Source organism: Nocardioides fonticola, assembly GCF_039536805.1.
GTDB classification, from domain to species: Bacteria; Actinomycetota; Actinomycetes; order Propionibacteriales; family Nocardioidaceae; genus Nocardioides; species Nocardioides fonticola.
Map to the genome: position 1 here is coordinate 89,370 of NZ_BAAAZH010000024.1, position 11,575 is coordinate 100,944.

Sequence of the window (11,575 nt, forward strand, 5' to 3'; positions counted from 1 at the left end):
CGATTGCGACGGCCCCAGGTGCTTGACGCCGATACCGCCACGGGTTTCGGATAGGGCCCATTCAGTCGCCGGTCATCGGGACGGCGACACATCTCCACCGATCAGGAGTCACTCGTGTCGGATCTCCCTCGGGGCATGCGCAAGCGCGGAGCGCTCGCAGGTCTCGCCCTCACCTCGGCAGCGGCCCTCGGCCTCGCCGGCCTCTCGGCGGTCACCACCGCCACGGAGGCGGCGCCCTCGGGCACCGCGGCCTCCCAGTTCAGCGCGGGACGCTACGTCGTCGTCCTGCGCCAGCCCGGCGCCGCGGCCTACCGCGGCGGCACGAAGGGCATGGCGCCGACGTCGCCGGCGGCCACCGGACGCTCGTTCCGGCCGACCGCCGAGACCACCCGCACGTACGCGCGCTACCTGGCCGAGCGGCAGAGCTCGGTCGCCTCCTCCGTGGGCGCCCGCATCGACACGCGCTACACGACCGCGATCAGCGGCTTCGCGGCCGACCTCACCCACGACCAGGCCCTCGCGCTCTCGCAGGACCGTCGGGTGATGCTGGTCGAGAAGGACACGCTCCAGCACCTCGACTCCTACGAGACCACGCCGGACTACTTCGGCCTCACCGGCAGCAAGGGCCTGTGGAAGAAGGAGGCCGGCGGTCGCGACAAGGCGGGCTCCGGCGTCGTCGTCGGCGTCCTCGACACCGGCATCTGGCCCGAGTCGGCCAGCTTCAAGGGCACCAAGCTGTCGGCCAAGCCCACCGGGCCGTGGGACGCCACCCAGGTCGGCAGCACCACCCGCATGGAGAAGTCCGACGGCACCCTGTTCACCGGCGCGTGCGAGACCGGTCCGGAGTGGGCCGCCGACACGTGCTCGACCAAGATCGTCGGGGCCCGGTTCTACGACCAGGGCTTCCTCGACCAGGTCGGCGGCGAGTCCGGCCTCGCCGAGACCGAGTACCTCTCGCCGCGCGACGGCGACGGCCACGGCTCGCACACCGCGAGCACCGCGGCCGGTGACCCCGTGGCCAAGACCACCGTCGTGGGCACCACCTACCGCGACCTCGCCGGCATGGCGCCGGGCGCCTCGATCGCTGCCTACAAGGTCTGCTGGAGCGGTGCCGACCCCGACGACGACGGCTGCACCACCAGCGACATCCTCGCCGCCATCGACGACGCCATCGGCGACAACGTCGACGTCATCAACTTCTCCGTCGGCGGCGGGGCCTCCCCGAACGTCGGCGCCGACGACCTCGCCTACGAGGGCGCGGCCGAGGCCGGCATCTTCGTGGCCGCCAGCGCCGGCAACTCCGGTCCCGGCGCCACCACGCTCGACCACGCCGGTCCGTGGCTGACCACCGTGGCGGCGTCCTCGTCGTACGCGGCGGAGAACACCGTCAAGCTCGGCAACGGCGTCAAGCTCGCCGGCGCCTCGCTGGCCGCCAAGCCGGTGCCCTCGACCCCGCTGGTCGACGCCGCCGCCTCGGGCCTGCCCGACGCCACCGACGCCAAGCTCTGCGCCCCCGACTCCCTCGACCCCACCAAGGTCACCGGGAAGATCGTGGTCTGCCTGCGCGGCGTCTACGCCCGCACCGACAAGAGCCTGGAAGTGAAGCGGGCCGGCGGCGTCGCGATGGTGCTCATCAACCCGACGCCCAACAGCCTCGACGCCGACGCGCACGAGATCCCGACGATCCACCTGAGCGACGTCGACGGCCCGAAGGTCTTCGACTACCTGGCCTCGGCCGGCAGCAAGGCCACGGCCTCCTTCATCCTCGGCAACAAGGTCGGCGTCACCCCGGTGCCGCAGATCGCGGGGTTCTCCTCGCGTGGTCCGACGGAGGTCGCCGGCGGCGACATCCTCAAGCCCGACATCGCCGCTCCGGGCGTCAGCGTGCTGGCCGCGGTCGCGCCGCCGACCAACCACGGTCGCGACTACGACTTCCTGTCCGGCACCTCGATGGCCTCGCCGCACATCGCCGGTCTGGCGGCGTTCCTCCAGGGCAAGCACCCCAAGTGGACGCCGATGCAGATCAAGTCCGCGATGATGACCACCGCCACCAACACCCGCACCGAGGACAACAAGGCGAACACCGACGTCTTCGCCCAGGGTGCCGGCGAGGTCGACCCGGCGAAGTTCTTCAACCCGGGCCTGTTCGTCACCTCCACCCCGCGGGAGTGGCAGGGCTTCTTGGCCCAGCAGGGCTACGACACCGGCGTCGCGCCGATCGACGCGAACGAGATCAACACCCCGGCCCTCGCCGAGGGTGCTGCGGCCGGGCCGGCGACCTTCACCCGGACCTTCCAGGCGACCCGCACCGGTACCTGGACGATCTCGAGCTCGGTGCCGGGCTTCACCCTGAAGACCACGCCGTCGAAGATCACCTCCAAGCGGGCCGGCGACCTGATCACGGTCGACTTCACCTTCACCCGCACCGACGCTCCGCTCGCGGAGTACGCCACCGGCTACGTGAGCCTCAACGGCCCGACCAAGCTGCGGCTGCCCACGGCGATCCGACCGGTCGCCGTCGACGCCCCGGCCGACGTCGCCGGCACGGGCACCACCGGGTCGGCCACGGTCGACATCACGCCCGGCATCACCGGCACCCTGCCGCTGACCCTCACCGGGCTGGCCAAGGCCCAGAGCGTCACCGACGCCGTCGCCACCGGCGACGACTACCTGGAGTGCGTCACCATCCCGGCCGACACCTCGTTCGCGCGGTTCGACCTCGACGCCACCGACGCCAACGCCGACCTCGACCTGTTCGTCTACACGTCGGACTCCTGCGACCCGGCCGACATCACCGGAGAGGCCGGCACCTCGGCCACAAGTTCCTCCGATGAGCGCCTCGACCTCGTCGCCCCCGACGCGGGCACGTACATCGTCGACGTGAACGGCTACGCCGCCGGCTCCTCCGGCTCGCCGATCCCGTTCCGCCTCGACACCTACGCGCTCGACCCGACGGCCACGCTGGGCTCGTTCACCGCCACCCCCAACCCGGTGCCGGTGACCGCCACCCAGCCGACGTCGTTCACGGTCAGCTGGAGCGGCCTGCAGGCCGGTGCCCGCTACCTGGGTCTGGTCGACTACGACGGCTCGCTGAGCCCGACGGCCGTCACGGTGTCCACGGGCTCCTGACGGTCCAGCAGCACCAGCACCACATCAGCCCCGGTCGCCGCCAGCGGCCGGGGCTGGTGGCCGTCCGGGGCGGGTCGAGGAGGTGGGACGCCGTCACACCGGCCGATCGTTCGTCGACCAGGATGGCGAGCAGCTCCCTCCCGCGAGGTCCTGCTCCCCTCGCTCTTGGCGACGCGAGTCTCGGATCTGGCGACAGTCGGATGCTGGTGCGAGAGCACACCGATAGCGTCCAGACCATGCTCTCGGAAGGGGCCAGCGGTGAGACCCAGGTGCCGGACCTCGGGCCACCCCCGGTACGCATCACGGTCGATGAAGACACCGTCCAGAAACTCGTCTCGGACCAGTTTCCGCACTGGTCACACCTAGACGTCGAGCCGGTCCAGAACCCCGGGTGGGACAACTTCACGTTCCGCCTGGGTGAGGATCTGCTGGTGCGCCTACCAAGCGCCGCCGAGTACGCGTTGGCCGTGGAGAAGGAGCAGCAGTGGCTGCCTCGACTGGCTCCGCATCTGCCCGTGCCCATTCCGTCGGTGCGCGGCCTGGGCGTGCCGGGCGCGGGATACCCGTTCGCGTGGTCCGTCTACGACTGGATCGACGGCTCCACGGCCACTCGGGCCGACATCACGGACCAGGCTCGATTCGCTGGGCAACTCGCCGACTTCCTCGTGTCACTTCGCAGCATCGACCCGGCCGATGGCCCGCAGCCCGGCATCCACAACTGGTACCGCGGCGCGACTCTCCTCACCTACGACGCGACAGCTCGTCGAGCCTTGGAGGCGTTGACCGACCGCGTCGATGTTGGCCTCGCCGCCGAGGTGTGGGCCGACGCCCTGACCGCCCCGTGGGACGGCACGGACGTCTGGTTCCACGGCGATCTCGCCGCGGGCAACCTGTTGCTGAGCGAGGGGCAACTCGCGGCTGTGATCGACTTCGGCACCTGTGGCGTCGGGGATCCCTCGTGCGACCTCGCGGTCGCCTGGACGCTTCTGAGCGAACCCGGGCGAGAACTCCTGCGAGACCGCCTCATGATCGACGAAGCAACGTGGGCGCGTGGCCGAGGCTGGGCGCTGTGGAAGACGCTCTCCTCCCTGGCCTCAGCGATCGCACACGACGATGAGGCAGAGACCGCACAACTCACGCACGTGTGTGGCGACCTCATCAACGGTCGCACCGCGGCGTCGTAGGAACATCGTCGCGATGCAGGCGACCTGCAGCCCGGACTGCTGCACACACACCCAGGGCGCCCAGGTCGACATCGCCCTCGGCGAGGGCGCCGGCCTCAAGGGAGCCACCGGCGCGGGTTCGGCGACCCACAAGGACCCCACGATGGTCGCCCTCCAAGAGGTCATCGACCGGCTCAACGACCTCTTCCATCCTGCGTTCGATCAAGTCGGCCGTCTACCGGTCGGGTCTCGAGGAGGAGGCGACCGAGCCCTGAGGGTCGGGCCGGCGAGCGGCGATCCCGGTGACTCGAGCGATGAGTACGCGCCAGTCAGATGTCCGCCACACCCATGACGCCGACCCCTGTCAGCCGATGCGCCGCAAGGGCAGGCCCCTGGCGGGAGGCGATCACGCCAGCCCTCAGTCAGGGAAGTCGTAAACGACGGGCAGGGGCGCCAGCTCGTCGATCAGGACGGCGAGCAGTTGCCGCCCACGACGCTCCTGCGCCTCCCGCTCGGCCGCGGACCGTCCGCGCATCTCGGCGTTTCCGCGCTGCCACGCGAGCAGGAGTCCGTACGTCTCGTGGCTGAGGCAGAGGTGCCGGTGCAGCCAGTCCGCGTCGTCGCCCAGGTACTCCTCGGCATCCCACAGCGGGAAGGCGGTGTGCGGCAGCGCGCGGAGCCGCAGCGGGGGCGTGACCCGATCGCCGACGGAGGTGTCCCTCGACTGCTCCTCATGCGCCCCCGGCACACCTGACGGTGGCTGCCCCTCGCCCGACATGGCGTCCACGATAGGCGCGAGGTGCGAGCGCGTCGCCGTCCGGCCCGCCCGCCGTCTCACCACAAAAAAGTCAGGCTTGACTGTTTGTTAGTGCCCGGTCCAGGCTGCTCCCATGGCCAGCACCGTGCGCGTCCCGCAGGAGGAGCGCACGCGCGCCATGCGGGCCCGGCTGCTGGAGGCGACCGTCGAGCTGCTCATCGAGCGCGGCTACGCCGGCACGACCACCACGCTGGTCTCCGAGCGGGCCGGGGTGAGCCGGGGCGCGCAGCTGCACCACTTCCCGACCAAGGCCGCGCTCGTCGTCGCGGCCGTCGAGCACCTCACCCAGGTGCGCGGCGACGAGCTGGCCCGTGCGGCCGCCGACGTCCCACGCGGGGTGCGCCGCACCCGCGCCGTGCTGGAGATGCTGGCCGACCACTTCACCTCGCCGGTCTTCACCGCCGCCCTCGAGCTGTGGGTGGCCGCCCGCACCGACCCCGAGCTCCTCGCCGCCGTCGCGCCGCTGGAGCAGCGGGTCGGCCGCGAGGTGCACCGCCTCACCGTCGAGCTGCTCGGGGTCGACGAATCGCAGCCCGGACGCCGCGAGCTCATCCAGGCCACCCTCGACCTCGCCCGCGGTCTGGGCCTGGCCAACACCATCTCCGACGACCGGCGCCGCCGCAGCCGGATCCTCGACCAGTGGGCGATCACCCTCGCCGACGCCCTCGCCGAGCCGACCCCGGGAGCATCCGCATGAGCACCACCCTCGACCAGCTCCTCACCGACCTCGCGGCCGAGGGCGCCGTGCTGCGCGAGACCGTCGTCGCCCTCGACGAGGCCGGCTGGCGCCAGCCCACCCCGGCCGCCGGCTGGGACGTCGCCACCCAGGTCGCCCACCTCGCCTGGACCGACGAGGTCGCCGCGCTGGCGGCTGGCGCCCACACGCCGTCCGGCAAGGAGGCCTGGGACGCCGTCGTCCTCGCGGCGATCGCCGACCCCACCGGGTTCGTCGACGCCGAGGCCCTGCGCCTCGGCGCCCTGCCGGTGCCCGAGCTGCTGGCCCGCTGGGACGCCGCCCGCGCCGGCCTCGGCACCGCACTGGCCGGCGTGCCCGCCGGCCAGAAGATGCCGTGGTTCGGCCCGCCCATGTCGCCGGTCTCGATGGCCACCGCCCGCTTCATGGAGACCTGGGCGCACGCGCTCGACGTCTACGAGACCCTCGGGGTGCCGGCCTCGACCTGCATCGAGCGCACCGGCGACCGCATCCGCCACGTCGTCCACATCGGCGTGCGCACCCGCAACTTCGCCTTCACCGTGCACGGCCTCACGCCCCCGGCCGAGGAGTTCCGCATCGACCTCGTCGCGCCCTCGGGCGAGGTGTGGTCGTTCGGACCGGAGGACGCCGTCCAGACCGTCATGGGGTCGGCCTGGGACTTCTGCCTGCTCTCCACCCAGCGGGTGCACCGCGGCGACACCGACCTGGTGGCGGTCGGGCCCGACGCCGACCGCTGGCTCGACATCGCCCAGTGCTTCGCCGGCCCCGCCGGCGAGGGACGGAGCGCGCGATGAACGACGTGCTGCGCGTCGGCAACTGCTCGGGCTTCTACGGCGACCGACTCACGGCGATGCGCGAGATGCTCGAGGGCGGTCCGCTCGACGTGCTCACCGGCGACTACCTCGCCGAGCTGACGATGCTCATCCTCGGCAAGGACACGATGAAGGACCCCTCTGCGGGTTACGCGCGCACCCACCTGCGCCAGCTCGAGGACTGCCTCGGCCTCGCCCTGGAGAAGGGGGTGCGCATCGTCTCCAACGCCGGCGGCCTCAACCCCGCCGGGCTCGCGGCGAAGGTGCGCGAGGTGGCGGCCGCGCAGGGGCTCGACGTCGCCGTCGCGCACATCGAGGGCGACGACCTGCGAGCGCAGGCGGCCGACCTCGGGCTCGGGGCCTCGGCACTCACCGTCAACGCCTACCTCGGCGGATTCGGCATCGCCGCAGCGCTGCGGGACGGCGCGCAGGTGGTCGTCACCGGCCGCACCGCCGACGCCTCGCTCGTGGTCGGCCCGGCGGCCGCGCACTTCGGCTGGACCCCCGACGACCACGACGCGCTGGCCGGTGCGGTGGTCGCCGGCCACGTGCTCGAATGCGGCACCCAGGCCACCGGCGGCAACTTCAGCGGCTTCCGCGACCTCATGCGCGCGGGCATGGATCCCCAGCGGCCGTTGGGATTCCCGCTCGCCGAGATCTCCGCCGACGGCTCCAGCGTCATCACGAAGCACCCCGGCACCGGCGGGGCCGTCACCGTCGACACCGTCACCGCGCAGCTGGTCTACGAGATCCAGTCGACGCGCTACCTCAACCCCGACGTCACCACCCGGCTCGACACCGTCGAGCTCACGCAGGAGGCGCCCGACCGGGTGCGCATCCACGGCGTACGCGGCGAGGCACCGCCCGAGCAGCTCAAGGTCTGCGTCAACGAACTCGGCGGCTGGCGCAACGCGATGGAGTTCGTGCTCACCGGACTCGACGTCGAGGCCAAGGCCGAGTGGCTGCGCGCCCAACTGACGCCGTCCCTCACCGCTGCCACCGTGCACTGGAGCGAGGTGCGCACCCCGCTGCCGAACGCCGACACCGAGGAGTCGGCCTCGGTGCTGCTGCGCTGCACCGTGCAGGACCCCGAGCCCGGCCCGGTCGGCAAGGGCTTCACCGGCCCCGTCGTCGAGACCGCCCTGGCCTCCTACCCGGGCTTCACCCTCACCTCGCCGCCGCCCGCGCCCACGCCGTACGGCGTCTACCGACCGGTGTACGTCGACCGCTCGCTCGTCGAGCACACGGTCGTGCATGCCGACGGACGCCGCGAGCCGATCGCCGAGCCGAGCGTGTTCTCGGTCGCCGACCACGCCGCCGGACTGCGTCCCTCGCCCTACCCGGCCCCGGCCGACACCCTCAACCGCCGAGCGCCGCTGGGCACCTTCGTGCACGCGCGGTCGGGCGACAAGGGCGGCGACGCCAACATCGGGCTGTGGGTCGCCCACGACGGCTCCCCGCTGCGGGAGGCCCGCATCACCTGGCTGGCGAAGTTCATGAGCCCCCGCCGGGTGCGCGAGCTGATCCCCGAGGCCGCCGACCTCGACGTCGAGGTGCACCTGCTGCCGCGCCTCGGCGCCGTCAACGTCGTCATCCACGGCCTGCTCGGGCAGGGCGTGGCGGCGTCCACCCGCTTCGACCCCCAGGCGAAGGCGCTCGGCGAATGGCTGCGCTCCCGCGTCGTCCACATCCAGGAGGGACTGCTGTGACCGCGACCCAGACCCGCGCCGACCTCGGCGCCGACCACCGTGACCACCACGAGGACCTGCGCGAACTCGGCCGCGAGTTCGTGCGCCGGGAGGTGGCCCCGCACCTGCAGCAGTGGGAGGACGAGCGGCTCATCCCGCGCGACCTGCACCGCGCCGCCGCCCGCCAGGGCCTGCTCGGCATCGGCTTCCCCGAGGAGGTCGGCGGCCAGGGCGGCGGCGTCATGGACACCGTCGTCCTCCAGGAGGCGATGTACGAGGCCGGCGCCTCCAGCGGCCTGATGGCGGGCCTGTTCACGCACGGCATCGCCCTGCCGCACATCGTGGCCAGCGGCGACACCGAGCTCATCGACCGGTTCGTGCGGCCCACCCTGGCCGGGGAGCTGATCGGCTCGCTGGCCGTCACCGAGCCGGGCGGCGGCTCCGATGTCGCGAACATCCGCACCACCGCCCGGCGCGACGGCGACCACTACGTCATCGACGGCGCGAAGACCTTCATCACCTCGGGCGTGCGCGCCGACTTCGTGACCACCGCCGTGCGCACCGGCGAGGCCGGCCACGGCGGCATCTCGCTGATCGTCGTCGAGAAGGGCACGCCCGGCTTCACCGTCGACCGCAAGCTGGAGAAGATGGGCTGGCACTGCTCCGACACCGCCGAGCTCGGCTACGCCGACGTGCGGGTGCCCGCCACGAACCTCGTCGGCACCGAGAACCACGGCTTCTACGCCATCGCCGAGCAGTTCGTCGTCGAGCGGGTGGCGCTCGCCGTCCACGCCTACGGCATCGCCGCCCGCTGCCTCGAGCTCACCGCCGAGTACTGCCGCCAGCGCGAGACCTTCGGCAAGCCGCTCATCGCCAACCAGGTCGTGCGCCACAAGCTCGTCGAGATGCGCCGCCAGGTCGAGATCGCCCGGGTCTACACCCACGACGTCGCCCGACGCCACGACGCCGGCGAATCGGTGATCGCCGAGGTCTGCCTGGCCAAGGAGACCGCCTGCAACGCGGCCAGCTTCGTCACCGACGCCGCCGTCCAACTGCACGGCGGCACCGGCTACATGAACGGCACCGAGGTCGAGCGGCACTACCGCGACGCCCGCATCCTGCCCATCGGCGGCGGCGCCACCGAGGTGCTCACCGACCTCGCCGCCCGCCTGCTGGGGTACGCGTCGTGAGCCTCCTGCGAGCGCCGTACGGCGAGGTGTCGCTGACGATCGCGGCGCCGATCGAGGAGGTCTGGAGCCTGGTCTCCGACGTCACCCGCATCGGGGAGTTCTCACCCGAGACTTTCGAGGCCGAGTGGACCCACGGCGCCACCGGACCCGCCGTCGGCGCCCGGTTCCGCGGCCACGTGAAGCGCAACGGCGTCGGGCCCATCTACTGGGTGCCCTGCCAGATCAACGTGTGCGAGCCGCAGCAGCACCTGGAGTTCTCGGTCGGCGGCAAGAACGCCGTCAACAACTGGGGCTACCGCCTCGAGGAGGTACCGGACGGCGTCCGCGTCACCGAGTACTTCCGGCTCTCGACCGCGCTGCCGCTGCGCCTGTACTGGCTGCTGCTCGGCACGCTGCGCGGTCGCACGAACGAGCGCGGCATGCGCACCACCCTGGAGAGGATGAAGCAGGTGGCGGAGCGATGACGCAGGCCCCGACCCATCGCGAGGCGATGCTGGAGAAGCTCGCCGCGCTCGACGCCGAGCACGCCAAGGCGGTCGCCGGCGGCGGGGAGAAGCAGGTCGCGCGCCACCACGCGCGCGGCAAGCTGCTCCCCCGCGAGCGGCTGGAACTGCTCATCGACGAGGGCTCGGCCTTCCTCGAGCTCTCACCCCTGGCCGGATGGGGCTCGGACTTCACCGTCGGCGCCAGCGTGGTCACCGGCATCGGCGTGGTCGAGGGCGTCGAGTGCATGATCATCGCCCACGACCCCTCGGTGAAGGGCGGCGCCTCGAACCCCTGGACGGTCAAGAAGATCTTCCGGGCAGCGCAGATCGCCGAGGAGAACGGGCTGCCGACGATCTCGCTCGTGGAGTCCGGCGGCGCCGACCTGCCGACCCAGAAGGAGATCTTCATCCCGGGCGGCAAGCTCTTCCGCGACCTCACCCGCTCCTCGGCCGACAAGCGGCCCACGATCGCGCTGGTCTTCGGCAACTCCACCGCCGGCGGCGCCTACGTGCCGGGCATGAGCGACTACATCGTCATGGTGCGCAACCAGGCGAAGGTGTTCCTCGGTGGACCGCCGCTGGTGAAGATGGCCACCGGCGAGGAGTCCGACGACGAGTCGCTGGGCGGCGCCGAGATGCACGCCCGCACCTCCGGCCTGGCCGACTACCTCGCCGAGGACGAGCTCGACGCGATCCGCATCGGACGCCGCATCGTCGCCCGCCTCAACTGGCGCAAGGCCACCCCCGAGCCCACCGGCTACGCCGAACCGGACGCCGACCCCGAGACCCTGCTCGACCTCATCCCGAGCGACCTCAAGGAGCCGTTCGACCCCCGCGAGGTGATCGCCCGCATCGTCGACGGCGTCAGCGCCGGCAACGCGGTGGCCTTCGACGAGTTCAAGCCGCTCTACGGCAGCTCGCTGGTCACCGGCTGGGCGCGCCTGCACGGGCGGCCGATCGGCATCCTCGCCAACGCCCAGGGCGTGCTGTTCAGCCAGGAGGCGCAGAAGGCCACCCAGTTCATCCAGCTGGCCAACCAGACCGACACCCCGCTGCTGTTCCTGCACAACACCACCGGCTACATGGTCGGCAAGGAGTACGAGCAGGGCGGCATCATCAAGCACGGCGCGATGATGCTCAACGCGGTCTCCAACTCCACCGTGCCGCACCTGACGGTGATCATGGGCGCCTCCTACGGCGCCGGCAACTACGGCATGAACGGCCGCGCGTTCGACCCGCGCTTCCTCTTCACCTGGCCCTCGGCGAAGTCGGCGGTCATGGGCCCGGCGCAGCTGGCCGGCGTCCTCTCGATCGTCGCGCGGGCCTCCGCCGAGAGCCGCGGCCAGGCCTACGACGAGGACGCCGACGCGCAGATGCGCGCCTTCATCGAGGCCTCGGTCGAGGAGCAGTCGCTGCCGCACTTCCTCTCCGGGATGCTCTACGACGACGGCGTCATCGACCCTCGCGACACCCGCACCGTGCTCGGCATCTGCCTCTCGGTGATCGACACCCGCCCGATCGTGGGCACCGACCGGTTCGGGGTGTTCCGACCGTGACCTCAGCCCACGCCACCGCC

Annotated in this window: 9 protein-coding genes; 8 read left to right on the forward strand and 1 reads right to left on the reverse strand. The window is 71.9% G+C overall.

The genetic code is table 11. The features are described 5' to 3' along the window. Positions 1-135 precede the first annotated feature (135 nt). Together ABD671_RS15550 and ABD671_RS15555 are read left to right on the forward strand one after the other, a co-directional pair. Complete coding sequence (locus ABD671_RS15550) at positions 136-3,129, forward strand: S8 family serine peptidase (protein ID WP_344734341.1); 2,994 nt, start codon at positions 136-138, stop codon at positions 3,127-3,129. Positions 3,130-3,365: 236 nt separating this feature from the next. Then, positions 3,366-4,313, forward strand: coding sequence for an aminoglycoside phosphotransferase family protein (locus tag ABD671_RS15555; RefSeq protein ID WP_344734342.1), 948 nt, complete (start codon positions 3,366-3,368; stop codon positions 4,311-4,313). Positions 4,314-4,710: 397 nt separating this feature from the next. Here the strand turns inward: ABD671_RS15555 and ABD671_RS15560 are convergent, their stop codons facing one another. Next, the gene (locus ABD671_RS15560) at positions 4,711-5,070 is read right to left on the reverse strand and encodes a hypothetical protein (RefSeq protein ID WP_344734343.1); all 360 of its coding nucleotides are present in this window, start codon (positions 5,068-5,070) and stop codon (positions 4,711-4,713) included. A gap of 112 nt (positions 5,071-5,182) precedes the next feature. Between ABD671_RS15560 and ABD671_RS15565 the strand changes: the two genes are divergently transcribed. From ABD671_RS15565 to ABD671_RS15590, 6 genes are read left to right on the forward strand one after another with little or no spacing between them, the layout of a single operon-like run. Continuing rightward, positions 5,183-5,806, forward strand: a complete 624-nt coding sequence (locus ABD671_RS15565; protein WP_344734344.1) for a TetR/AcrR family transcriptional regulator — start codon at positions 5,183-5,185, stop codon at positions 5,804-5,806. After that, positions 5,803-6,618 carry a TIGR03084 family metal-binding protein gene (locus ABD671_RS15570; RefSeq protein ID WP_344734345.1) on the forward strand — a complete coding sequence of 272 codons (816 nt, stop codon included), beginning with the start codon at positions 5,803-5,805 and terminating at the stop codon, positions 6,616-6,618. The genes ABD671_RS15565 and ABD671_RS15570 overlap by 4 nt, the downstream gene beginning before the upstream one ends. Continuing rightward, complete coding sequence (locus ABD671_RS15575; RefSeq protein ID WP_344734346.1) at positions 6,615-8,345, forward strand: acyclic terpene utilization AtuA family protein; 1,731 nt, start codon at positions 6,615-6,617, stop codon at positions 8,343-8,345. The genes ABD671_RS15570 and ABD671_RS15575 overlap by 4 nt, the downstream gene beginning before the upstream one ends. Beyond that, the gene (locus tag ABD671_RS15580; RefSeq protein WP_344734347.1) at positions 8,342-9,514 is read left to right on the forward strand and encodes an acyl-CoA dehydrogenase family protein; all 1,173 of its coding nucleotides are present in this window, start codon (positions 8,342-8,344) and stop codon (positions 9,512-9,514) included. Before ABD671_RS15575 ends, ABD671_RS15580 begins: the two co-directional genes overlap by 4 nt. Then, positions 9,511-9,978 (forward strand): SRPBCC family protein, encoded by a 468-nt coding sequence (locus ABD671_RS15585; protein WP_344734348.1) that lies wholly within the window; start codon positions 9,511-9,513, stop codon positions 9,976-9,978. Before ABD671_RS15580 ends, ABD671_RS15585 begins: the two co-directional genes overlap by 4 nt. Then, positions 9,975-11,555 (forward strand): acyl-CoA carboxylase subunit beta, encoded by a 1,581-nt coding sequence (locus ABD671_RS15590; RefSeq protein WP_344734349.1) that lies wholly within the window; start codon positions 9,975-9,977, stop codon positions 11,553-11,555. Before ABD671_RS15585 ends, ABD671_RS15590 begins: the two co-directional genes overlap by 4 nt. Positions 11,556-11,575 lie beyond the last annotated feature (20 nt).